Annotated in this window: 23 protein-coding genes; 14 read left to right on the top strand and 9 right to left on the bottom strand. The window is 69.5% G+C overall.

Features of this window, described 5'->3' with window-relative positions; all coding sequences use genetic code 11:
• Together G9C83_RS11820 and speB are read right to left on the bottom strand one after the other, a co-directional pair.
• Nucleotides 1-1,092 carry a pyridoxal phosphate-dependent aminotransferase gene (locus G9C83_RS11820; RefSeq protein WP_167247211.1) on the bottom strand — a complete coding sequence of 364 codons (1,092 nt, stop codon included), beginning with the start codon at nucleotides 1,090-1,092 and terminating at the stop codon, nucleotides 1-3.
• Nucleotides 1,093-1,174: 82 nt separating this feature from the next.
• Nucleotides 1,175-2,182, bottom strand: a complete 1,008-nt coding sequence (gene speB, locus G9C83_RS11815; RefSeq protein ID WP_167246340.1) for an agmatinase — start codon at nucleotides 2,180-2,182, stop codon at nucleotides 1,175-1,177.
• Between the two features lie 214 nt (nucleotides 2,183-2,396).
• On the opposite strand from speB, the gene G9C83_RS11810 reads away from it, so the two are divergent.
• Nucleotides 2,397-3,434: an NrpR regulatory domain-containing protein gene (locus G9C83_RS11810; RefSeq protein ID WP_167246339.1), complete on the top strand. Its 1,038-nt coding sequence runs from the start codon at nucleotides 2,397-2,399 to the stop codon at nucleotides 3,432-3,434.
• Here the strand turns inward: G9C83_RS11810 and G9C83_RS11805 are convergent.
• The 6 genes from G9C83_RS11805 to G9C83_RS11780 all read right to left on the bottom strand — a co-directional run bounded on the left by G9C83_RS11805 (nucleotide 3,431) and on the right by G9C83_RS11780 (nucleotide 10,867).
• Nucleotides 3,431-4,255, bottom strand: coding sequence for a nitrilase family protein (locus G9C83_RS11805; RefSeq protein ID WP_208288707.1), 825 nt, complete (start codon nucleotides 4,253-4,255; stop codon nucleotides 3,431-3,433). The two genes, G9C83_RS11810 and G9C83_RS11805, sit on opposite strands and share 4 nt — an antisense overlap.
• Complete coding sequence (locus G9C83_RS11800; protein WP_167246338.1) at nucleotides 4,252-6,111, bottom strand: ABC transporter permease subunit; 1,860 nt, start codon at nucleotides 6,109-6,111, stop codon at nucleotides 4,252-4,254. Before G9C83_RS11800 ends, G9C83_RS11805 begins: the two co-directional genes overlap by 4 nt.
• Nucleotides 6,112-7,191, bottom strand: coding sequence for an ABC transporter ATP-binding protein (locus tag G9C83_RS11795; RefSeq protein WP_167246337.1), 1,080 nt, complete (start codon nucleotides 7,189-7,191; stop codon nucleotides 6,112-6,114).
• Nucleotides 7,191-8,309: a substrate-binding domain-containing protein gene (locus G9C83_RS11790; RefSeq protein WP_167246336.1), complete on the bottom strand. Its 1,119-nt coding sequence runs from the start codon at nucleotides 8,307-8,309 to the stop codon at nucleotides 7,191-7,193. Before G9C83_RS11790 ends, G9C83_RS11795 begins: the two co-directional genes overlap by 1 nt.
• A 151-nt stretch (nucleotides 8,310-8,460) precedes the next feature.
• Nucleotides 8,461-9,465, bottom strand: coding sequence for an NrpR regulatory domain-containing protein (locus tag G9C83_RS11785; protein ID WP_167246335.1), 1,005 nt, complete (start codon nucleotides 9,463-9,465; stop codon nucleotides 8,461-8,463).
• A gap of 1 nt (nucleotide 9,466) precedes the next feature.
• Nucleotides 9,467-10,867: an aspartate aminotransferase family protein gene (locus G9C83_RS11780; RefSeq protein ID WP_167246334.1), complete on the bottom strand. Its 1,401-nt coding sequence runs from the start codon at nucleotides 10,865-10,867 to the stop codon at nucleotides 9,467-9,469.
• A gap of 95 nt (nucleotides 10,868-10,962) precedes the next feature.
• On the opposite strand from G9C83_RS11780, the gene G9C83_RS11775 reads away from it, so the two are divergent.
• The 7 genes from G9C83_RS11775 (at nucleotide 10,963) to G9C83_RS11745 (ending at nucleotide 15,922) form a co-directional block, all read left to right on the top strand.
• Nucleotides 10,963-11,601 (top strand): SdpI family protein, encoded by a 639-nt coding sequence (locus G9C83_RS11775; protein ID WP_167246333.1) that lies wholly within the window; start codon nucleotides 10,963-10,965, stop codon nucleotides 11,599-11,601.
• Between the two features lie 120 nt (nucleotides 11,602-11,721).
• Entirely contained in the window at nucleotides 11,722-12,879 is a 1,158-nt protein-coding gene (sucC, locus tag G9C83_RS11770; RefSeq protein WP_167246332.1) for an ADP-forming succinate--CoA ligase subunit beta, read from the top strand.
• On the top strand, nucleotides 12,876-13,745 hold the full coding sequence (gene sucD, locus G9C83_RS11765; protein ID WP_167246331.1) for a succinate--CoA ligase subunit alpha: 870 nt from the start codon (nucleotides 12,876-12,878) through the stop codon (nucleotides 13,743-13,745). Before sucC ends, sucD begins: the two co-directional genes overlap by 4 nt.
• A 292-nt stretch (nucleotides 13,746-14,037) precedes the next feature.
• Nucleotides 14,038-14,235 (top strand): hypothetical protein, encoded by a 198-nt coding sequence (locus G9C83_RS11760; RefSeq protein ID WP_167246330.1) that lies wholly within the window; start codon nucleotides 14,038-14,040, stop codon nucleotides 14,233-14,235.
• 48 nt (nucleotides 14,236-14,283) lie between these two features.
• Nucleotides 14,284-15,309, top strand: a complete 1,026-nt coding sequence (locus tag G9C83_RS11755; protein WP_167246329.1) for a site-specific DNA-methyltransferase — start codon at nucleotides 14,284-14,286, stop codon at nucleotides 15,307-15,309.
• 77 nt (nucleotides 15,310-15,386) lie between these two features.
• Nucleotides 15,387-15,533, top strand: a complete 147-nt coding sequence (locus G9C83_RS11750) for a hypothetical protein (RefSeq protein WP_167246328.1) — start codon at nucleotides 15,387-15,389, stop codon at nucleotides 15,531-15,533.
• A gap of 140 nt (nucleotides 15,534-15,673) precedes the next feature.
• Nucleotides 15,674-15,922 (top strand): hypothetical protein, encoded by a 249-nt coding sequence (locus G9C83_RS11745; protein WP_167246327.1) that lies wholly within the window; start codon nucleotides 15,674-15,676, stop codon nucleotides 15,920-15,922.
• A 12-nt stretch (nucleotides 15,923-15,934) separates the two neighbouring features.
• Here G9C83_RS11745 and G9C83_RS11740 read toward each other — a convergent pair whose 3' ends face one another.
• On the bottom strand, nucleotides 15,935-17,470 hold the full coding sequence (locus G9C83_RS11740) for a TrkH family potassium uptake protein (protein WP_167246326.1): 1,536 nt from the start codon (nucleotides 17,468-17,470) through the stop codon (nucleotides 15,935-15,937).
• Between the two features lie 236 nt (nucleotides 17,471-17,706).
• On the opposite strand from G9C83_RS11740, the gene mbhE reads away from it, so the two are divergent.
• From mbhE to G9C83_RS11710, 6 genes are read left to right on the top strand one after another with little or no spacing between them, the layout of a single operon-like run.
• Nucleotides 17,707-20,103 (top strand): hydrogen gas-evolving membrane-bound hydrogenase subunit E, encoded by a 2,397-nt coding sequence (gene mbhE / locus G9C83_RS11735; RefSeq protein ID WP_167246325.1) that lies wholly within the window; start codon nucleotides 17,707-17,709, stop codon nucleotides 20,101-20,103.
• Nucleotides 20,100-20,564 carry an MnhB domain-containing protein gene (locus G9C83_RS11730; RefSeq protein ID WP_167246324.1) on the top strand — a complete coding sequence of 155 codons (465 nt, stop codon included), beginning with the start codon at nucleotides 20,100-20,102 and terminating at the stop codon, nucleotides 20,562-20,564. Before mbhE ends, G9C83_RS11730 begins: the two co-directional genes overlap by 4 nt.
• On the top strand, nucleotides 20,561-20,905 hold the full coding sequence (locus G9C83_RS11725) for a sodium:proton antiporter (protein WP_167246323.1): 345 nt from the start codon (nucleotides 20,561-20,563) through the stop codon (nucleotides 20,903-20,905). The genes G9C83_RS11730 and G9C83_RS11725 overlap by 4 nt, the downstream gene beginning before the upstream one ends.
• Nucleotides 20,902-22,503 carry a proton-conducting transporter membrane subunit gene (locus G9C83_RS11720; protein ID WP_167246322.1) on the top strand — a complete coding sequence of 534 codons (1,602 nt, stop codon included), beginning with the start codon at nucleotides 20,902-20,904 and terminating at the stop codon, nucleotides 22,501-22,503. The genes G9C83_RS11725 and G9C83_RS11720 overlap by 4 nt, the downstream gene beginning before the upstream one ends.
• Nucleotides 22,500-23,186, top strand: a complete 687-nt coding sequence (locus tag G9C83_RS11715; protein ID WP_167246321.1) for a Na+/H+ antiporter subunit E — start codon at nucleotides 22,500-22,502, stop codon at nucleotides 23,184-23,186. Before G9C83_RS11720 ends, G9C83_RS11715 begins: the two co-directional genes overlap by 4 nt.
• On the top strand, nucleotides 23,176-23,469 hold the full coding sequence (locus G9C83_RS11710; RefSeq protein ID WP_167246320.1) for a monovalent cation/H+ antiporter complex subunit F: 294 nt from the start codon (nucleotides 23,176-23,178) through the stop codon (nucleotides 23,467-23,469). The genes G9C83_RS11715 and G9C83_RS11710 overlap by 11 nt, the downstream gene beginning before the upstream one ends.
• Nucleotides 23,470-23,536: the final 67 nt, after the last annotated feature.

Raw genomic sequence — 23,536 nt, 5'->3', positions numbered from 1 at the left:
TCACCACCAGCGGTTCTCCTGCAGCCGATTCACGGCCTCCCGAATCGTCTCCTCGTCCCGGGAGAACGTGAACCGCACCCAGCCGGATTCGGCGTCCTCGTCCGTGTAGAAACTGCTGCCGGGGACGACGGCGACGCCGGCTTCGCGGACGAGCCGGCGGCTGAACTCCGCGTCCGACTCGTCAGTCGGGTACCGCGCCATCACGTAGTACGCGCCGTCCGGGACGACCGGGTCGAGGCCCGCTTCTTCGAGCCCCTCGCAGAGGACGTCCCGGCGCTCCTCGTAGGAGTCCGAGAGGTCGGTGTAGTAGGACTCGGGTAGCGAGAGCGCCTTCACGCCCGCGCGCTGGAACGGCGTCGGCGCACAGATGGTGGTGTAGTCGTGGACCTTCCGGAGCTCCCGGGAGAGGTACTCGGGCGCGAGACAGAAGCCGACGCGCCAGCCGGTGACGCTGAACGTCTTCGACATCCCCGTGCAGACGACCGTGCGCGCCGCGAGGTCGCCGACCTCCACGGGGCTGAGGTAGTCGTCGTCGTAGACGATGTGCTCGTAGATCTCGTCCGTCACCACGAGCAGGTCGTGCTCGAAGACGATCTCCTCGATGCGTTCGAGCTCCTCCCGGGTGAACACCTTCCCCGTGGGGTTCATCGGCGTGTTCAACACGAGGATGCTGGCGTCCTCGGCGGCGGCTTCGAGCCGCTCCTCGGGGAGTTCGAGCGTGTCCGTGATGTCGATGGGGACGGGCTCGGCGCCCGCGAACCGCACCGCGGGGATGTAGCTCTCGTACACCGGCTCGAAGTAGACGACTTCGTCGCCGGGCTCGGCGAGCGCGAGCATCGTCGAGACGAGCGCCTCGCTGGTGCCCGTGGTGACGGTCACCTCCGTCTCCGGGTCGTAGTCGACGCCCTTCCAGTCGGCGTACCGCTCCGAGATGGACTCCCGGAGGTCCGGGAGCCCCCAGGTGATGGTGTACTGGCTCTCCGCGTCGATGGCGTCCTTCGCCGCCTGCTTGATTTCGGCGGGCGCCTCGTCGACGTCCGGGATGCCCTGCGAGAGGTTGATGGCGCCGTGGCGGTGGGCCTCGCGGGTCATCTCGCGGATGACCGACTCCGAGACCACGTCCAGCCGGTCGGTGCCCACGTCGCGGGCCGGCCGCAGTGAGTCGTCGACCATGTTAGACGGCGAACTTCTGTTCGAGGAGTCGCACGAGCAGGTACGCGGCGAGGCGCTCGGTGCCTTCCGTGGAGTCGTACCGGGGCGCCACCTCCATCATGTCGACGGCGCCGACGGCGTCGTGGCTGCCGAGAATCGCCATCGTGTCCAGCGCCTGGTGTGGCGTCAGGCCGCCGGGCGTCGGCGTGCCGGTGCCGGGCGCGAACCCGGGGTCGACGGCGTCGATGTCGAACGTGACGTACACCGCGTCGGTGTCCTCTGCGGCCGCCTCGACTGCGTCCTCCACGACGGGCGCGATGCCGCGGTCCTCGACGTCCGCCATCGTGTAGAGGTTCAGCCCGCTCTCGTCGGCGAACTCGAAGAAGTCCGGGGACTCGTAGCCGCGGATGCCGACCTGACTGACCGAGTCGTAGTCGACAGCGGGGAGGTCCGCGATTCGCGCGGTGCTGGAGCCGTGGAAGTCGGTGCCGAACAGCGGGCTCTCCGAGACGGTGTCCGTGTGCGCGTCGATCTGCACGAAGCCGACGCTGTCGTGGCCGCTGCCTTCGACGAACCCGCGGAACGACGGGAACGTGCAGTAGTGGTCGCCGCCGAGCATGACGGGGAACGTCTGGGACGCCACCGTGGCAGCGTGGGCGGTGATGCTCTCGGCGGTCTTCTCGGCGTCCATCGGGAACAGCGGCACGTCGCCGACGTCCGCCACGGAGAAGTCGTCGAAGTCGATCTGGTCGCCGGTCCGCATGTTCGTGAGCGCGCCCTTGTACGCCGAGAGGTACGCCCACCAGTTGCTCGCCTCGCGGATCGCGCCGGGGCCGTACCGCGTGCCCGGGCGGTTCGACACCGCGCCGTCGTACGGGACGCCGAAGACGGCCGCCTCGACGTCACCGACGTCGTCGACGTCGCGGAGGTCGCCGTCGAGGAACGTGTCGATGCCGGCGTACGCGAGTTCGACGCCGGCGCCGGGCGTCGACTCCCGGAACGCCGACGCGCGGTCCTGGGGCGCCGTCATCGCTTCGCCTCCTCGTCGAGACGGAGCGCAGCGCGGTCGACGCCGGGAGATACAGCCACTGTCGGGTAGGATGTGTCGAGTGCCATTGTTTCACAATGTGGCAATCAGGTGCCATCGGAGGTCGGTCGGCGCGGACCATAAACATTGCCTGCGGGCGACCGTGTCAACAGAAACCAAACCTTGGTGTGTGCCGTCCGCGTACCCCGTCCCAAGGATGGACGCGGACCTGGACAGACGGACCTACGACCTGCTTCGCCTCGTCGACCGCCACGGTCCCATCGGCAGCATCCAGCTCGTCGAGCTGATGCAGCTCCGCGGCTACGACATCAAAGACCGCACCATACGGCTCACGCTCTCCGAGCTCGACAGCATGGGGCTCACCGAGAAGGTCCCCGGGAAGGGGCGCCGACTCACGGACAGCGGCCGGACGGAGTTAGAACAGGGCGACGTGAGCGGCCGTCTGGAGCAGATCCGCGCCCAGATCGCGACGCTCACCAGTCGCGTGAGCTACGACCCCATCGAGGACACGGGCGTGCTCGTGGCGTCCTGCGCGTTCGTCGACGAGGAGCACGTCGACGACGCGCGCTCGCTCGTCGAACGCCTCGAATCGCTCCCGCTCGGCCCGATTCCCGTCTCCCTCGAGGAGGCTGCCGACAGCGAGCCCGGCGACTACCGGCTGCTCGCCCCGTCGAGCATCACCCTCGACGGCGTCCTGCTCGCGCACGGCGTCAACGCGAACCTCTCGACGGCGGGCGTCCTGGAGTACGAGCCGTCCCGCGAGGACGACCCCGACGGCGAGACCAGCGCCGCCGACCTCGGCGGCGAGATCACGCGCTACGTCGACGTCATCAACGGCGAGGGCTCGTCCATCGACGTCATCTCACTGCTCATCCAGGCCGGCCGCGGCGACGTCAGAAGCATCCTCGAGGACGGCGAGTCGGGCTTCCTCATCGGCGACGACCGCGAGTTCCCCATCAACCGCTACGAGGAAGCGCGCGACCTGACGCTGTCCACGCGCGCGAAGCTCGGCGGCGCCGTCGACCTGCGCCGCCCGCGCGAGCAGGCGAACGCCTCGAACGCGACCCTGACGTGGGCGTTCGGCTCGATCACGTACGTCGGCAGCGGCGAGCTGCTGCTCACCGCGCTCCACGAGTACGGCCTCGCGGACGACTGGGTGACGCTGTACGGGACGGTGCCGAGAAACAGGCTCGGGGTCGTCGAGGCGTCCGTACCGGCCGCCCTCGACGACTAGGTGTCGTAGACGTCCGGCCGCCGGTCGCCGAGCGCGTCGTCGCGCTCGGTCAGCGCCTTCTCGCGAGCCCGCGAGAGGTCGCAGTCCGCGGTCGCGGCGTGACTCCCGGAATCCGGCAGCGGGCCGGCGAGCGGCACGCCGTCCGGCCCGAGAATCACGCTCTGGCCTTCGAACGTGACGCCGCGCTCGGTGCCCGCGCGGTCGGCGGCCGCGACGAACACGCGGTTCGCGTTCGCGGCCGCGACCGACTGGTGGACGCCCATCGTCCAGCCGGCCGGGCGGTCCGAGACCTCCGGCACCCAGTTGGTCGGGAGCGCGACGATGTCCACGCCGTCTCGGGCCTGGGTCACCGTCAGCTCCGGGAACCAGATGTCGTTGCAGATCTGGACGCCGAGCCGGCCGAACGGCGTCTCGAACGCCGGCACGTCGTCGCCGGGCTCGAACCACCGCTTCTCCTCGTTCCAGAGGTGGGTCTTCCGGTACGTGCCCTCGACCCCCTCGGGAGAGACGATCAGCGAGCTGTTGTACCGCGTCTCGCCGTCTTCCTCGGGGAAGCCGCCGACGACCCACGTGTCCGTCTCCGCGGCGACGTCCGCCCACGCCTGGGCGGTCGGGCCGTCCGCGGGTTCGGCGGCCGCGGCGACCTCCTCGTGGGACTCGAAGACGTAGCCGCTGGTCGCGAGTTCGGGGAGGACGACGAGGTCCGAGTCCGCGTGCTCGCGGACCGCCGCGACGGTCGTCTCGCGGTTCGCCTCGACCGCGCCGAACTCCGGGACCGTCTGGACGACCGTGACGCGGGCGTCTCCGGCGGGCGACCTCACTCCCAGATCCCTCCGGAGAGCCGGTCGATGGCGGTCATCACGACGACCGTGAGCAGGATGAACACCGTGCTCGCGGCCGCGATGGTCGGCGGGTACGAGTACCGCAGCTGGTTGAAGATCACGATGGGGATGGTGTCCACGAGGAACAGCGACAGCAGCCACGCGATGATGTACTCGTTCAGCGAGAGGATGAACGCGAACAGCGCGCCCGAGATCACGTTCGTCCGCAGCAGCGGGTACGTGACGGTGCGGATGGTGCGCACCGGGGACGCGCCGAGGTTCATCGCGGCCTCCTCGTAGGTGCGGTCGATTTCGCCGAGCCCCTGGGAGATGAGGATGAACGGGAACGGCGCGTAGAAGATGCCGTGCGCGACCATGATGGCCACGCTGTTCCCCGCGAGCCCGAGCTGCAGGAAGAACACGAGGAACGCCACCGCGATGATGACCGGCGGGATCAGGATGGGGAGCACGCCGAACGTCGCGAGCACGCGGTCGACGCCGTAGTCGAAGCGGTCGAGCGCGAACGCGAGGATGCCGCCGATGGACGTCGCCAGCAGCGCCGCCGCCCCCGCGATGGAGAGGCTGTTGACGAGCGCGAGCGTCCACGACGAGTTAGTGAAGAACTCGACGTACCACCGCATGCTGAAGCCGCTCGGCGGGAACGTCAGGAACTCCGACGGCGTGAACGACACGGCGACGATGATACCCAGCGGCGCCGCGACGAACAACATTACGAGGAAGACGTACGCGCGGAACGTCGCCCGCGTGATCGCCTCCCGCGTGTTCGAGTCGACGGCCGTCACGGCGTCGCTGACGGCGCCCGCGACGGCGCTCGCCGCGGCCGTGACGCCGACGGCCGCCGCCGCGCTCCGGAGCACGCCGAGCGCCTGCGACGCGAGTGTCTCCGAGCCGGGGCCGTACCCGGCGTCGTCGTCATCGTCGATGACGTCGTCGGTGCCGCCGAGGCCGCCCGCCGAAACGTCGGTCACGCGCAGCAACACCCACAGGAACGCCAGCACGACGAACACCAGGCCGATGCTCATCGCCGCGCCGAACGGGTAGTTGCTCTCGCCCATGATCTGCTGCTCGATGAGCACGGGCAGCGTGCGCTGGGCCGTGCTGCCGAGCAGCCGCGGGAGCACGTACGCCCCGAGCGCGAGGATGAACACGAGCGCGGTGCCGCTGGCGATGCCGTTCTGGGACAGCGGCAGCGTCACGCGGCGGAACGTCCGCGCCGGGCCGGCGCCGAGGTTCTTCGACGCCTCCAGCAGCTCGCCGTCGATGTTCCGCAGACTGGAGTACAGCGTCAGCACCATGAACGGCAGGAACACGTACACCATGCCGACGACCAGCCCCCAGTAGCCGGGGTAGAACGACTGGTGTTCGGCGAGCAGACCGGTGGCGACGCCGATGGAACTGACGATGCCGCGGGACGCGAGGATGACCTGCCACGCGTACGCCCTGATGACGTACGTGATCCACAGCGACGAGACGATGGTGACGAGCAGGACGCTGCGCAGCCACGGCGTCTCGAGCTTCGCGAGGAAGTACGCGAGCGGGTACCCCAGGAACAGCGACACGACCGCCGTGATCAACGCGAGTTCGATGGTCAGCCAGAGCTGTTCGAGGTACAGCGACGTCGTGAGGAAGCGCCGGTAGTTCTCCAGCGTGAACCCCACCTCGTAGGTGCCGCCCGGGATGTTCACCCAGAAGCTGAACACGACGAGCAGCCCCAGCGGGATGAGGAACACGAACACCAGCCACGTCAGCGGGTACGACAGCACGTACCACTTCGCGTGGTCCTTCAGGCCGGCGCGCCCGGACTCGGTGGCGTCCTCGGTTGTTTCAGTCGCCATCTATCTGTTCACGAGCCGGCAGTCGTCGGCGTCAACCGACACCACCACGCTGTCGTCTGGTTCGCGGTCCTCGCTGCCGCTGCGGCGCACGACCACGAGTTCGCGGCCCGCCGCCGTGTCGAGGCGGAACTCCACGCTGCTGCCGAGGTGGCGCTTGAACGTGATCTCACCCTCGAACGTGTTCTCGGCGTCGCCGCCGTCCGCCGTCGCGTCCCCGAACTTGAAGCGCTCCGGCCGGACGACGACGGAGACGCTGTCGCCGACGTCGACGTCGACTCCCGACACCGTCCGCATCGTCGCGTCGCCGACGTCCACGGAGACGTAGTCGCCGTCCACGTCGACGACGTCGCCGTCGAAGATGTTCGCGGTGCCGAGGAAGTCCGCGACGAACCGCGTGTCGGGCTCGTCGTACACCTCGCCCGGCGGCCCGACTTGCTCGAAGTGGCCCTCGTTCATCACGGCCAGCCGGTCGGACATCGTCAGCGCCTCCTCCTGGTTGTGCGTGACGAAGACGGTCGTGATGCCGATCTCCTGCTGGATGCGGCGGAGCTCCACCTGCATCTGCTCGCGGAGCTTCTTGTCGAGGCTCGCGAGCGGCTCGTCGAGCAGGAGCGCGTCCGGCTTCGGGGCGAGCGCGCGAGCGAGCGCGATGCGCTGCTGCTGGCCGCCCGAGAGCTGGTCGGGGTAGCGGTCACCGGTGTCCGGGAGTTCGACGAGTTCCAGCATCTCCGCGACCCGGTCGTCGATCTCCTCCTGCGTGTAGCCGCCGTCGGCCTCCATGCCGTACGCGACGTTCTCGTGGACGGTCATGTGCGGGAACAGCGCGAAGTCCTGGAACACCATCCCGGTGTTGCGCTCGTACGGCGGCGCGTCCGTGACGTCCTTGTCGTCGATGCGGACGGTGCCACTGGTGGGCATCTCGAAGCCCGCGATGGTGCGGAGGGTCGTCGTCTTCCCGCAGCCGGAGGGACCGACGAGGGTGACGAACTCGCCGCTCTCGATGTCGAGGCTGACGCCGTCGACGGCGAGGACTTCGTCGCCGTACCGCTTCGTGATGTCGACGAGTGAGATTCCGCTCATCAGTTATTGATGATGAACTCGTTCCACTGCTCGCTGACCCAGTCCGAGTCGTCGCCGACGTAGAGCTCGTACTTCGGCACGATAGCCTCCGACGGGCCGGGGCCCGCGATGGTCTCGTAGGTCTCGTCGTCGATTCCGGAGTGCTGGCGTTCGATGGTCGGGCTCGTGTAGAGGTTCTCGGCGACCCGGTCCTGGATTTCCGGTCGGCTGGCGAAGTCGATGAACTCGCGGGCCTCGTCGGCGAGGTCCGTCGAAGCCAGCGTCACCCAGTGCCCGGAGTCCAGAATCGAGCCTTCCTCGACGAAGTTCGTCTGTACGGGCGCGCCCTCGTCCTGCATGACGAGGGTGACGTCGTTGTACAGCATGCCCGCCGGCACCTGGCCGTCGCGGAGGCGCTGCTGGAACTCCGCCTCGTTGGCGTACCAGAAGTTCGCCTGCGGCTTGACCTCCTCGAGCTTCTCGAGGACGTCGAGGATGCCGTCGCGGGTGTTCAGGACGTCCTTCCCGTCGAAGTGCACGTTCGCGGTGACCTCCAGCAGGAAGGAGTTGGACGCGTACGTCAGCAGTCCGAGCTGGTCCTCGTACTGGGAGTCCCAGAGGGCCTCCCAGCTGTCGACCGGGTCCTCGATGACGTCGGTGTTCTGCACGAGGTTGATGTACCACGACAGCGCGCCGATGCTGACGAGGCCGTCGTCGGACTCGCGGAGCAGCGAGTCCTGGATGTACTGGGTGTTCTCGAAGTCCCCGGAGTCCCAGACGTGCCAGAGGTCGGAGTTCATCCCCTGGAGGACGCCGGTGTTCGCCATGATGGCGACGTCGACGGGTGCTTCGCCCGCGGAGACGGCGTTCTCGTACTGCGTGAGCGCCTCCTCCGAGGTCGGCTGCGCCTCGGACTCCACCTCGTAGTCGACCTGTTCGCGGAACGGCTCGAACAGCTGTTCTTCCATGACTTCCTGGAAGACCCCGCCGTAGACGGCGACGTTCAGTGGCCCGCTGGAGCCACCGCCGCCGCCACCGAGAATGCTTGCGCAGCCCGCGAGGCCGCTGAGCGCGACGGTACCCGCCGCGGTAGTCGTCCGAAGGAAGTCCCGCCGTCCGTGAGAGTTTGTACCTGGCATGTACTTGCCACCGTGTCACCCAATCACAGATTACGCACCATAAGTGTTCCTACCCGGCGCATCCCATATCCTCAGTTTGTGTTCACATATCGCACCGTGTAAAGAACAGTCGGCGACGATTCCCTCTCGAAGCGAACAAACGTCCAGCGCGTCAGCCGAGACTGGACAGTTCCGAACGCGGCCGGACGTCGGCGAGGGTCTCCCAGTCGGCGGCGACGCCGGCTTCGACGCAGCGCGCGATGACACACTCCGCCGCGCCGGCGTACGTCAGCGACGCGAACGTCCAGCCCGGCTGCCCCCACGGGAACGGCCCGGACTCCCGCGGCCGCCGCAGGTCGAGGACGCCGCCGAGGTTCGCCCGCGTCCCCGCCGCGAGGTCGCGGGTGGCGTCGTAGCGCGCGAGCGGCACCTCGCGGTTGTCCGCGACGAGCAGCCCCGTCTCGCCCGCGACCGCGCCCGCGACGTCCGTCCGCCCGGCGTCGATGAGCAGCGACACGAGGTCGAGAGTCGCGCGCTCGTCCCCGATGACGTCCGTGAACCGTCGGATCGCGCCGCCGTGCTCAGCCGGCTCGGGGTCGTCGTACGGGAGCGACTCGGGGGCCGGGTCGGCGTGGTACTCCACCAGACCGAGCGTGTCCGGGTGGCTGTCGATGCCCGCCGACAGCAACACGCCGTCGACGGTGACGCTCGACGGCACCGCGGCCTCGACCGCGTCGCCGCCGTCGACCGACTCGACCGACGCGACGACGGGCGAAATCGGCGACTCGTCGATCGCGGCCAGCACCGCGTCGAGGGTCTCCCGCTCCGATTCGGGGACGCGCACGGTGCCGACGACGACGTCGCCCGCGTCCTCTCGGGGGTCGTAGGTCACCCGGCTCGTGAGGTCCGCGAGTCGCTCGCGGACGTGTTCGACCCGGCCGCGTACCCCCCCGCGTTCGAGCTCCGCGCGTCCCGCGTCCGTCAGCACGCGTCCTTTCCCGCCGGCTTTCTCCGTGAGGCCGGCGTCGTCGAGGTCCGCGAGCGTCAGCCGGACGGTCCGCTCGGTCAGCGAGTACCCGCGCTCGCGGAGGTGATCCGTGAGGTGGACGCTCCCGACGGGCTCGTGTTCGGCGAGCAGCCGGAGGACGTCGTACGTCCGCTGGTCGGTCTCGACCATTTCACTCCTGCGCAGCGGCGAGGTCGTCCGCGAGTTCCGCGAACGCCTCGACGTGCGCGTCCACGTCTCCCTCGTCGTGCTGGACGCTCAGCGTCCACTGCTGGGACGCGTCGTGGGGGTGCGGGAACACGCCCTCGTTGACCATCCCCACCCAGTACGCCTCGTGGAGCGTCTCGTCGACGTGCTCCCAGTCGCGGAACGTCCGAATCGGCTCGTCGGTGAAGTGGACCATCCCCTGCGAGCCCGCGGTCTTCACCTGCGCGTCGAGGCCCGCGTCCGCGGCGACCTCGCGGTAGCCTTCCGCGAGCCGCTCGTTGAGCGCCTCGACGTGGGCGTAGGCGTCGTCGTCGAGAACCTCGCGGAGCGTCACGCCGACCGCGCGCAGCGCCAGCGGGTTCCCGTTGTACGTCCCGTAGTGGGCCGCGCCCGTCGCGACGCCCTTCTGGAGGTCCGCCGCGATGAGCTCCATGATGTCCTCGCGGCCGCCGAACGCGCCGACCGGGTAGCCGCCGCCGATAGCCTTCGCGAGCGCGACGAGGTCCGGCTGGACGCCGTAGTACTCGGCGCCGCCGCCGGGCGCGAGCTTCACGCCGGTCTTCACCTCGTCGAAGATCAGGACGACGTTGTACTCGTCGGCCAGCTCGCGCAGCCGGACCAGGAAGTTGTCTTCCGGTTCCACGAGCCCGAGGTTCAGGCACGCCGGCTCGACGAGAATCGCGGCGACGTCCGAGCCGTGCTCGCGGAGCAGGGCCTCGACGCTGTCCGCGTCGTTGTACTGCGCGAGCAGCACGTCCTCGGGGACCGCTTCGGGGATGCCCTGGGATTCTTTCACCGGGTTCGGGTCGGCCGCCGGGCCCGCCTGCTCGACGGGCGGCATCTTGCTCACGAGCGCGGGGTCGTGGGCGCCGTGGTACGCGCCCTCCATCCGAATTAGCTTCTCGCGGCCCGTGTACGCCCGCGCGAGCCGCGTGGCGTGCATCACGGCCTCGGTCCCGCTGTTCGTGAACCGCACCCGCTCGATGGCCTCCCAGCGGTCGATGAGCGGCTGCGCGGCGTACTCGATGAGCCCGCTCGGCCGCGTGTACAGCGTGCCGTCGCCGATCTGGTCGATTGCGGCGTCGCTCAGGTCGGGGTGAGCGTGCCCGACGAGCTGCGTGCCGTTGTTCAGCGCGAAGTCGAGGTACTCGTTGCCGTCGACGTCGTACAGCGACGCGCCCTCCGCGCGCTCGGCGTGAACGGGGTGGGGGTCGTACGCCCGAAACGTGCTGCAGACGCCGGCGGGGACGACCTCTCGGAGGTCGTCGGCCATCGCCGCGGAGTTCGGCGTGCGCTCGCGGTAGCGCTCGCGTTCGCGCGCCAGCAGTTCCTCGGGGGTCAGCTCGCCGGGCGGTTGCTGTTTCATACCGGAATACCACTTCCGCTTCTAGCGCGGAGAGAGATAAATCTGTGGGCGGTTCGCGCCCGGCACTTAAGTGAACGAGCTGACAACACCCGCCTATGCCCTCCGACAGGCGACTGCTCGCGGGCGGCGCGGGGCTGGTCGCGCTCACCGCCGCAGTCAGCGTCCTCGCGTACCCGGAGATGCCCGCCGAGATGGCGACTCACTGGAACGCCGCCGGCGACGTCGACGGCACGATGCCGCGGGCGCTCGCGTTCGCGTTGTTCCCCGTGCTGAACGCCGGACTGTTCGCGCTGTTCCTCGCGCTGCCCCGTCTCGACCCGCGCACCGACTACGAGCAGTTCCGCGCGGCCTACGACGCCGCTGCACTCGTCACGCTGGCGCTGCTCGCGTACGTGAACGCCGTCGTCGTGCTCGCGAACGCGAGCTACGAGTTCGAACTGCTACAGGCGCTGGCACCCGCAATCGGCGCCGTCTACGCGGTCGCTGGCTACGTCACCGAGCGCGCCGAACAGAACTGGTTCGTGGGCGTGCGCACGCCGTGGACGCTCGAAGACGAGGACGTGTGGAACCGGACGAACCACGCCGCCGGCCGACTGTTCAAGGTCGCTGGCGTGGTCGCCGCGCTCGGCGTCTTCGTCCCCGAGTACGCGCTCGCGCTCGTGCTCGGTCCAGTGGTCGCGATCGCGGTCGCGTCGTTCGGCTACTCGTACCGGCTCTACCACCGCGCGAACTGACGGAGACCGCCCGACTGCGTGGTGGCCGTCGGCACTTTGCGGAGAGAATCAGGTGACGGCGACGGGGTGAGTGAGAAGGGTTGGCTTTATGCGAACCCGCGAGAGCCTTTCGTACGCAAAATGAAGCTCCACGAGTACCAGGCGAAGCAGGTCTTCGCCGAGGTGGGCATCCCGACCCCCGGGTCGACGCTCGCCACGACGGTCGACGAGGTAGTCGAGGCCGCCAGCGACCTCGGCTACCCCGTCGCGGTGAAGGCGCAGGTGCACGTCGGCGGCCGCGGGAAGGCCGGCGGCATCAAGCTCGCCGAGAACGAAGACGAAGCCCGCGAGGCCGCCGAGGACATCCTCGGCATGGACCTCAAGGGGTACACGGTCGACAAGGTCCTCGTCGAGGAGGCCGTCGACTTCACGAACGAGCTCTACGTCGGCGTCACGATGGACCGCGGCGAGGGCCAGCCCGTCGTGATGGTCTCCGAGAAGGGCGGCGTCAACATCGAGGAGGTCGCCGAGGAGGACCCCGACGCCATCGCGCGCGAGCACGTCGACCCCGCGTTCGGCCTGCACCCCTACCAGGCGCGGAAGGTCGTCTACGACGCGGGCATCCCCCGCGAGGTCGCGGGCGACGTCGCGTCCATCCTCACGACGCTGTACGACCTCTACGAGGACCGCGACGGCAGCGACGTGGAAATCAACCCCCTGATGGTCACGTCCGACGACGAGGTCATCGCCGCGGACGCCGTGATGAACATCGACGAGGACGCGCTGTTCCGCCAGCCCGAGCTCGCCGAGATGGAGGAGGAAGCCGCCGAGGACGACCTCGAAGCCAAGGCCAACGAGTACGGCTTCGACTACGTGCGCCTCGACGGCAACGTCGGCATCATCGGCAACGGCGCCGGGCTCGTGATGACGACGCTGGACCTCGTGGACTACTACGGCGGGGAGCCCGCGAACTTCCTCGACATCGGCGGCGGCGCGAAGGCCGAGCGCGTCGCGAACGCCCTCGACATGGTGTTCAGCGACGAGAACGTCGACAGCGTGGTGTTCAACATCTTCGGCGGCATCACCCGGGGCGACGAGGTCGCGAAGGGCATCAACACCGCGCTCGAACAGTTCGACGAGATCCCCAAGCCCGTCGTGGTTCGGCTCGCCGGCACGAACGCCGAGGAGGGCCGCGAGATTCTCAACGACGAGCTGGTGACAGTCGAGGAGACGCTCGAGGGCGCCGTCCAGCGCGCCGTCGAGTACGCTGACGAGGAGGCCACGGAGGTGGACCAATGAGCATTCTAGTCGACGACGACACCCGCGTCGTGGTGCAGGGCATCACGGGCGGAGAAGGGAAGTTCCACGCCGAACAGATGATCGACTACGGGACGAACGTCGTCGCGGGCGCGGTCCCGGGCAAGGGCGGCCAGGAGGTCGCCGGCGTCCCGGTCTACGACACCGTCCACGACGCCGTCGACGAGGAGGACGCCGACGCCTCGGTCATCTTCGTGCCGCCGGCGTTCGCCGCGGACGCCATCTTCGAGGCCCTCGACACGGACCTCGACCTCGCGGTCGCCATCACCGAGGGCATCCCGACCCAGGACATGGCGAAGGTGAACAAGCGCCTGCAGGAGACCGACACCCGCCTGCAGGGGCCGAACTGTCCGGGCATCATCACGCCCGGCGAGGCGAAACTCGGCATCCTCCCCGGCAACATCTTCTCGGAGGGGAAGGTCGGGCTCGTCTCCCGGTCGGGCACGCTGACCTACCAGGTCGTGGACTCGCTCACGCAGCGCGGCATCGGCCAGACCACGGCCATCGGCATCGGCGGCGACCCCATCATCGGCACGGACTTCATCGACGCCCTCGAGCTGTTCGAGGCCGACGAGGACACCGAGGCCGTCGTGATGTGCGGCGAAATCGGCGGCGAGGACGAGGAGGAAGCCGCCGAGTACATCGCCCACAACATGGACACGCCGGTCGCCGGCTTCATCGCGGGCCGCACCGCGCCGCCGGGCAAGCGCATGGGCCACGCGGGCGCCATCGTCTCCGGCAGCGGCACCGGCACCGCGGAGTCGAAGATCGACGCTCTGAACGACGCGGGCGTCCCGGTCGGCGACACCCCCGAGGAAGTCGCCGACAACATCGAAGACCTGCTGTAAGGCAGCGCTACTTCCTTTTATCGCGCCAAGAACGGCCGTGTAGTCGACCGTAAAACGTCGAAACGTGAGGACGGAGCACGGGTCGCGCCGCGTTCGGCCACCCCAGGGCCGGCGCGGTCGACCAGCGCGTTAACCGTTGGCACGCGGGAAGTTAGGTCCACCGGACGCGGGCGGCAGCTCCGGTTCCGACCGTTTCGGCCGGTTCACCGCCGGTAAACTCGGATTAACCGGCGTAAAACGACTGACACGGAGTTCCCGCTTTATCCTCCTGGGGGGCGACGTATCGAGTGTAATGACCGCCGCTGCACCCGACGCCAACCTGCGGGAGTTCTGCGAGCGCTGCGAGGAGGAGACCCGGCACGCGGTCGCGATACAGCTCCGCGTGGAGAACGCCGAGGCGGACAAGCCGAAGTGCTCCCGGGAGCCCTACCGCGTGAGCAAGTGTCTGGTCTGTGACTCGACGGTCACCCGCCGCATGAACGACGCCTGACGACGGGCAGCGAAACGCCTACGTGTCGGGCCTCAGACGGTCAGGTGGATGGAGACCACCCACCGCGTCCACGTCGGCGACGCCCGCGACCTCCCGCTGGCCGACGACGCCGTGGACCTCGTGGTCACGTCGCCGCCGTACCCGATGATCGAGATGTGGGACGAGGTGTTCGCCGCTCTCGACCCCGCCGTCGGGGAGGCTCTCGGCGACGGTGACGGCGAGCGCGCGCACGACCTGATGCTCTCCGTGCTCGACGACGCGTGGTCCGAGGTCGCGCGCGTGCTCGCGCCGGGCGGCATCGCCGTCGTGAACGTCGGCGACGCCACCCGCAACCTCGATCGGTTCCGCGTCTACGACAACCACGCGCGCGTCACCGAGGCCTTCGAGTCGCTGGGCTTCGACCCGCTACCGGGCGTGCTCTGGCGGAAGCCCGCGAACTCCGCGGCGAAATTCATGGGTAGCGGGATGGTGCCGCCGAACGCGTACGTGACGCTCGAACGCGAGCACGTGCTCGTGTTCCGGAACGGCGAACGCCGCGCGTTCGACCCGGGCGCCGACCGCCGCTACGAGGCCGCGTACTTCTGGGAGGAGCGAAACCGCTGGTTCTCGGACGTGTGGGACGACCTCAACGGCGAGCAGCAGGCACTCGCCGACCCCGGGCTACGGGAGCGCTCGGCGGCGTTCCCCTTCGAGCTCCCGTACCGCCTCGTGAACATGTACTCGGTGTACGGGGACACGGTCCTCGACCCGTTCTGGGGGACCGGCACGACGAGCCTGGCGGCCGCCGTCGCGGGTCGGCACTCCGTCGGCGTCGAGCGCGACGCCGCGCTCGCGGACGCCTTCGACGACCGCATCCGCGAGGCGCCCGACCTCTCCCGACGCGTCGTCGCCGACCGCCTCGACGCTCACCGCGAGTTCGTCGACGGCGCCGTGGACGACTTCGACTACCGCGCCGAGCACTACGACGTCCCCGTGCGGACCGCCCAGGAGGAGAGAATCCGGTTCTACGAGGTCGCGGACGTCGAGCCGACGCGGGACGGCTGGCGGGCGACCCACGAGCCCCACGGGGAGTGACTACTGGCAACTAACGTGTATCGAACTGGTCGGCAATTCGTCGGGGCGAATAACCGCCCGCGCGTCCTGTTCCCTGTATGGCATATCGCACCACTGCGGGCTGGTCGCTGCTCACGTCGGGCGTCGTCACGCTGCTGCTGGAGTCGCTTCCCTACGACTCGATGTACTGGGGCATCGGCCTGCTGCTCGTGGGCCTCGCGCTCCTGCTCGTCCGCCAGACGTAGCCGGTGCGGCCCGGGTGTCACCACCTGGTAACTAACCGTCGTGACGTGAGCACCACGTCGAACCGACACGGCCGTAAGCGACTGCAACGCGAAAAAACAGTTAATCGGGTAGGCGTCCCTTACCCAACGTCCCCCGCTACATGCACAGCACTTCCCCCGTCCCCCGGCTCGCCGTAACGCTCCTCCACGCCGCCAGCGAGTCCGCGGCCGTCGTCAAGGCCGCCGCCTTCTGGGCGGCCGTCCTGTTGCCGTTCGGCTTCCTCTGGCTCCTGTTCGACGGCTCGCACGGCCTCTCCGTCCCGCGGACGCTGCTGCGGCTCGCCGCCCTCCACGTCCTCTGTCTGGTGGTCGGCCGCGACTACGCCGCACCGACCGACGACGGCGACTGACGCCGGCCGCCGTCAGTCCTTCCAGAACGCGCCGGTGAACATCACGAACACGGGGATGATTTCGAGGCGACCGATCCACATCAGGAACACCATCAGCAGTTTGCTCGTCGCCGGGAACTCCACGTAGCTCCCGAACGGCCCGAGGAACCCGAACCCGGGCCCGATGTTCCCGAGAGTCGCGAGGCTCGCACTGGTGGCCTCCAGGACGGTCATTTCGAGGCCGACGCGGCCCGCGTCGAGCATGATGAGCACCGTCGCCACGCCGAACGTCAGCAAGTAGAGGAGCGTGAACCCGTAGACTGCACTGACGACGTCCTCGTCGATGACGTGGCCGCCGAGGCGCACTGGCTTCACGGACTCGGGGTGGACGGTCGTGAACAGCTGTCGGCGGATACCCTTGAAGACGACCAGCCAGCGGACGATCTTCACGCCGCCGCCGGTCGACCCCGCGGACCCGCCGATGAACATCGCGAACAACAGGACGCCCTGCGCGGTCGTCCCCCACTCGGCGAAGTTGCTCGTCGCGTACCCCGTGGAGTTCAAAAGCGACGCCACCTGGAAGGTGGCCTGCCGCAGCGAGTTCTCGAGGACGCCCTCGGTGACGCCGCCGAGCTCCAGCGGCGGCGCCGACCCCGTGAACAGGAACCCCCAGAGGATGACGGCGACGCCCGCGTTCGCGCCGAGGTACGCCTGTAACTCGCGGTCCTGCAGGAACTCCGCGTAGTCGTCCTGCAGCAGGAGGTAGAACAGCGCGAAGTTCATCCCCGCGACGAGCATGAACGGGATGACGACCCACTGGACCGCGGGTGAGAACGCTGCGATGCTGTCCGCTTGCGGGGAGAACCCGCCGGTCGGCAGCGTCGTGAAGCCGTGGGCGATGGCGTTGTACGCGTTCATGTCCGGCGCCATCCCCGCGTAGTGGAGCGCGAGCAGGATGGCGACGTACAGCACCGTGAAGCCGATGTAGAACAGCCACAGCAGCCGCGCGGTCTCCGCGATCTTCGGCGTGAGCTTCTGGAGTTCGGGGCCGGGCGCCTCCGACTCGATGAGCTGCGCGCCGTTGACCGCGGCCTCCGGGAGGATGGCGACCATCAGGACGATGATACCCATGCCGCCGAGCCACTGGCTGAGCTGGCGCCACATCAACAGCGCGTGCGAGTGCTGCTCGAAGGAGATCTCCTCGGTGGCTGTCGCTCCGGTCGTCGTGAACCCGCTCATCGACTCGAACAGCGCGTTCACGGGGAGCCGGAGCGCGGAGTCGGTGCCGTAGCCCGCGATCACGTACGGGATCGCCCCGACGACGGCGACCGCCCCCCACGCCAGCGCGACGAGCAACAGCGCTTCCCGGGCGCCCAAGTCGGGGTCGTCGTTCAGCTGTTCGAGCGCGACGCCGACGGCGACCGTGATTCCGATGGCCACCAGGAAGGTGACGGTGTCCTCCCCGTAGAGGAGGCTGACCGCCAGCGGGACGAGCATGGCGACCGCGAGGTACTTGATGACCGTCCCGGTGAACGCGACGCTCTGCCGCCAGTTGACCCGGACTGCCATCACGAACCACCGTGCATTGGGAAACGCTCCAGACGCGAGCGCGAAAAATCCCTCGTTCTCGTCGCGACGGCGCACACCGAGTCGCCCCGCCGGCGAGTGGGACGCCGCTCACGTCGGCGCGTTCCCGTCCCGAAAGCTGGTCAACAGGTACTTTGGAGTCGGCGTCGAAAAGTCGGCCGGAGACCGACTACGATGGGTACCGGCACCGGAGTACCGGCGGACACCGACGACAACTGATGCCACCAGACCTCACCGTCGTCTCGACGATCGTCGCCCTGCCGTTCGTCGCCGCGGCGCTCTCGCCGCTGCTCTATCGCGCCCTCGGCGAACGCACGGGCTACGCGGGCGCGCTCGTCGCCGCGGCGTGTTTCGGGCTGCTGACGACGCAGGTCGACAGCCACGGCACCGTCGGGACGCCGTGGGTGCCGTCGCTCGACGTGGGCGTCCAGTTCACGGTCGACGGCTGGGGACTACTGTTCGCGCTGCTCGCGAGCGGTATCGGCGTCCTCGTATTCGTCTACTCCGCGGCGTACATGCACGGCGAGGACGGGCTCGCGCGCTACTACGCGGCGCTTTTGGCGTTCATGGGGTCGATTCTCGGGGTCGCGCTCGCCTCGGACCTCGTGCTCGTCTTCCTGTTCTGGGAGCTGACCAGCCTCTGCTCGTTCGTGCTCATCGGCCACTACACGGACGACGACGAGTCGCGCTACTCCGCGCGGATGGCGATGGTCGTCACCGTCGGCGGCGGACTCTGTCTGCTCGCCGCCCTGCTCCTGCTCGCAGTCGCGGCGCGGGGCGCGCTCGGCGGCGTCACCTTCGACCTGACGGCGATGCTGGCGAACGGCGAGGCGATGCGCGCCGCGCTCCGCGAGACCGGGCTGTTCGTGCCCGCGCTCGTGCTCGTCGTCGTCGCCGCGGCCGCCAAGTCCGCGCAGGTGCCGCTTCACTTCTGGCTGCCGAACGCGATGGTCGCGCCGACGCCCGTCTCGGCGTTCCTGCACTCCGCGACGATGGTGAAAGTCGGCGTCTACTTCCTCGGCCGCCTGCGTCCCCTCCTGGCGAGCGACGAGTGGACGCTGCTCGTCGCGACGCTCGGACTGCTGACGATGCTCGTCGGGGCGCTGCTGGCGGTCGCCGCGACCGACACCAAGGAGCTGCTCGCGTACTCGACGGCGAGCCACCTCGGGCTGATGGTGGCGGGCTTCGGCTTCGACGTCGTCTACGGCGGCGAGGCGGGCGCGTTCCACCTGCTCAACCACGCGCTGTTCAAGGCGCCGCTGTTCCTCGTCGCGGGCATCGTCGCCCACGAGGCGGGGAGCCGCAGCCTCGAAGCGCTCGGCGGGCTCTGGCGCGACCTCCCGCTGACGGCCGCCGTCGCCGGCGTCGCCGGGCTGAGCATGGCCGGCATCCCGCCGTTCAACGGCTTCTACTCGAAGGAGCTGCTGTTCGAGGCGGCCTACGAGGTCGCCCACGAGGCCGGCGGGCTGGCGTGGCTGTACCCCGCGGTGGCGACGATTGCGAGCGTGTTCACCGTCGTCTACTCGCTGAAGTTCCTCGCGATGTTCGTCGGCGAGCGCCGCGCGCCGGTCGACGACGTTCACCGGCCGCCCGTCGCGCTCGTCGCGCCGCCCGCGGTGCTCGCCGCTGCCGCGGCCGTCGTCAGCATTTCGCCGCAGCTAGCGGTCGACGCCATCGTGCAGAGCGCGGTGGAAGCCACCGCCACTGGCGACGCGCACCTCGAAGTCGGGCTGCCGACGCACCTCTCGCCGCCGGTCGCGATGTCCGCGGTCGCTGTTCTCGGCGGGTTCGCCGCGTACCCGTTCACGGGGCGACTCGCGGCGCTCGTCGGCCGCGGCCTCGACACTCCGCTCCCGGTGCGGCCGAGCGGGTGGTACGACTGGACCGTCACGACGGCTACGTCGGCCAGCGCGCAGTTCGGGCCGCTCGTCCACAACGGCGTCCTGCGGACGTACGTGTCGTGGGTGGCGGCGGCCGGGAGCGCACTCGCGCTCGCCGGCTTCGCCGTCGCAGCGGGACTACCCGCGATCGACGGGCTCGGCGCGCCGCTGGCGGTCGTGGTCGTGCTCGCGGTCGCCGTCGTCGCAGCCGTGGCGGTGATCACCGCCTCCTCGCACGTCGCCGGCGTGCTCACGCTGTCGATCCTCGGGTTCATGCTCGCCATCTTCTTCATCCTCGCGAGCGCGCCCGACCTCGCGCTCACCCAGTTGGTCGTCGAGACGCTCGTGCTGCTCATCTTCCTGCTCGTCCTCCAGCGGCTGCCGTCGTTCTACTCGGACGCCCGCCGGCTCGCACTCGCCCGCGACGCCGGCGTCTCGGTCCTCGTGGGTGCGATGGCGTTCGTCGCCGTCCTCCTGACGGCCCGCGGGCCCGGCGCCGACCCGACGGCGGTCGCCTCCTACTACACCGAGCAGGCGGTCCCGGGCGGCGGCGGTACGAACGTCGTCAACGTCATCCTCGTGGACTTCCGGGCGTTCGACACGCTCGGCGAGCTGCTGGTCGTCACGGTCGCCGCGCTCGCCATCCTCGTGCTCGTGACGATGCGCACCCGCGCCGAAGAGTCCGGCACCGAGAGCACCGAGGAGCGGCCCGCAGACGGGGGTGACGCGCCGTGACGACGACCATCATGCGGACGACCGCGCGCGTCGTCGTCCCCGTCGTGCTCGTGCTCTCGATCTCGCTGTTCCTCCAGGGCCACAACCTCCCCGGCGGCGGGTTCATCGGCGGCGTGCTCGCCGTCGCCGCGTTCGTGCTCATCTACGTCGCCTACGACCTCGACTACCTGGAGTCGGGGGTGCTCGACAGGGACGTCGAGCCCACCACGAGCATCTTCGAGCACCGCACGGTCGTCGCGTACCGCCGCGCGCTGCTCCTCGGGTTGGTGATCGTCCTCGGCAGCGGCATCGCCGGTACGCTCGTCGGCGAGCCGTTCCTGACGCAGGACTACGTCCACCTGGAGGGCGTCCCCATCTACCACGAGGTCGAACTCGCGAGCGCGCTCGTGTTCGACCTCGGCGTGTTCCTCGTCGTCGTCGGCAGCCTCCTGACGATCGTCTCGGTGGTGAGTTCCGAATGAGCGTCGTCCTCGCGGCAACGGTCGGCGCGCTGTTCACAGTCGGCACCTTCCTGCTGCTGCGGCGGGACCTGATGCGGGTCGTCTTCGGCGTCGCCGCCGTCTCGCAGGCCACGTTCGTCTACCTCATCGCGATGGGCGGCGTCGACGAGGGCACCCACGACCTCGTGCCCGTCCTCGCGGGGCACGGCAGCGACGTCCCGACGGTCGCGGACCCCGTGGTGCAGGCGCTCGTCCTGACCGCCATCGTCATCAGCTTCGGGACGACCGCGCTCGCGCTCGTGCTGTCGTACCGCGCCTACGAGGAGAACGAGTCCATGGACGTCACGGAGTGGGTACGATGAGCGGACTGGTCATCGCGCCGCTGCTGGTCGTGCTCGTCACGGCCGTGCTCGCGCTCGCGCTCGGCCGCCGCCCGCGAGTGCAGCGCGCGGCGAGCGTCGCGGGAGTCGCTGCCTACGCCGCGGTCGTCTCCGCCGTCGTCTGGGCGGTCGTCCTCGGGCCGGACGCCCCCGGCGCGGCGGCCTACCAGCTCGGCGGCTGGCCCGCGCCGTTCGGCATCACGCTCGTCCTCGACGGGCTGTCGGCGTTCATGCTGACCATCACCGCCGTCGTCGGGCTCGCCTCGATGCTGTTCTCGGTGCGGTACGTCAGCGCCGAGAATCAGCGCGTCTACTACCACCCGCTCTTCCACTTACTGACGGTGGGCGTGACCGGCGCGTTCCTCACCGGCGACCTGTTCAACCTCTTCGTCTGGTTCGAGGTGATGCTCATCGTCAGCTACGTGTTCGTCGCGTTCTACGGCACCGACTACGCCACCGCGGCGTCGTTCCGCTACCTCGTGTTGAACGTCTTCGGGAGCGCGCTCATGCTCGTCGCCATCGGAGGGCTCTACGCCACCACGGGCACGCTCAACATGGCGGACATGGCGCGGCGGCTGGCCGAGCCCGCCGCGTACGGCGTCGACCCCGCGCCCGCCGTCGGTCTGGCGGCGCTGCTGCTCGCGGTGTTCGCGCTGAAGGCCGGGCTCGTCCCCTTCCAGTTCTGGGTGCCCGCCGCCTACACCGCCGCGCCGCCGCCCGTCACCGCGATGTTCGCCGGCGTCACGAAGAAGGTCGGGATGTACGCCATCGTCCGGCTCTACTTCACGGTGTTCGCGGGCGCGCCCGTCGGCATCGACGTGCCCGGCGTTCCCGGCGGCTCGCCGCTCGCGTTCCTCGCGCCGGTGCTCGCGGCGATGGGCGTCGCGAGCATCCTCGTCGGCGGGTTCGGCGCGGTCGGCCAGGACCGCCTCGAACGCGTGTTCGCGTACTCCAGCGTCGGCCAGGTCGGCTTCATCGCGGTCGCCGTCGCCGTCGCCGCGGCGGCCACCGGACCGCTCCGAGGCGTCGCCATCGCGGCCGCACTGGTGTTCGCGCTCCACCACTCGCTCGCGAAGGGACTGCTCTTCCTCGGGGCGGCCGCCGTCAAGGACGCCACCGGGACGGACAGCCTGCCGGACCTCGGCGGCGTCGCCGGCCGTTCGCCCGTGCTCTCGAGCGCCGTCTTCGTCGGCCTGCTCTCGCTCGTCGGGCTGCCGCCGCTGACCGGGTTCTTCGGGAAGCTCCTCACGTTCGACGCCGCGGCCCGCGGGCTCGCGACCGACGCTCGGGCGCTGTCGGCGCTCGCGCTCGCCGCGCTCCTGCTCGGCGCCGTGCTCACGATTCTGTACACGACCCGGGTGTGGGCCCGCGGCTTCTGGGGGCTGGAGACGCCCGCGGTCGAGGTCGCGACTGTCGACACCGGGCAGGTCGCAGTCGTCGCCGCGCTCGCCGTGATGGTCGTGCTCGTCGGCGTCGGCTTCGACCCCGTCTACCGGTTCGCCGAGACGGCCGCGAGCGCCGCCGTCGACAGCGAGGCGTACGTCGACGTCGTGGGCCTCGACGGAGGTGGGAGCGCGTGACCCGCAGCTGGCCGATCGCCGGCGTCCTGTTCGCCGTCATCTGGGTGTTCGTCCGCGGGCCGCAACTCGCGCCCGACCCGCTCGCCGGGTCGCTGCTGCTCGGGCTCGCGGTCGGCTTCCCCATGGCCTACGTCTTCCGGCGCCTGTACGAGGACACGTTCGTCCTCCGCCGGTCGTTCCGCGGCGTCCCGTACGCCGCGCTGTACCTGCTGACGTTCGTCCGGGAGGCCGTCGTCTCCAGCGTCGACGTCACGTACCGCGTGCTCGCGCCCTCGGAACCCATCGAACCCGAGGTCATCCTCATCCCGCTGCGGGTGCGGTCGGACCTCGGCGTCACCACCATCGCCAACAGCATCACCATGACACCCGGCTCGCTCACGCTCGACTACGACGCCGAGGAGAACGCGCTGTACGTCCACGTCATCGACGGCAGCGACCCCGAGGACATCGTCGACCCCATCCGCGACTGGGAGGACTACGCGCTCGTCGTCTTCGACGAGGAGCTCTCCCCGGGTGACCCCGCGCCCGACTTCGCCGTCTACCCGCCCGACCGGACCCACCCGGTTCTCGAACAGGCTGCGCCCGACGTCGAGGACGAGGAGGCAGACGAAGCAGATGCGGAGGACGACGAGGCAGAACAGCCGGCCGAGGAGCCGACGGGAGGTGACGACGATGGCCGCTGACGGGCTGATCGAGCCGGTCGTGAACGCCGCGATCGTGCTCGTCGCGCTGCTGAACCTGCTCTGCGGCTACCGCGCGGTCCGCGGCCCGACGGTCCCCGACCGCGTCGTCGCGCTCGACGCCATCGCGACGAACGTCGTCGCCATCGCCGTCCTGTTCGCCATCAAGACCGACCGGCCGCTGTTCGTGACCGTCAGCCTCGTGCTCGCCATCATCGCGTTCCTCTCGACGGTCGCGGTCGCGAAGTTCGTCACGGAAGGCGACATCATCGTCACGCAGGAGTGACCACACCATGCACCACGAACACAGAACGACACGGACCGCGCCGATGCACCGAGTTTCCGGAGGTGAA

Origin of the sequence: Halobacterium sp. R2-5 (assembly GCF_011734195.1) — an archaeon.
Taxonomy (GTDB): domain Archaea; phylum Halobacteriota; class Halobacteria; order Halobacteriales; family Halobacteriaceae; genus Halobacterium.
This window is presented reverse-complemented; position numbering and strand designations above follow the sequence as displayed.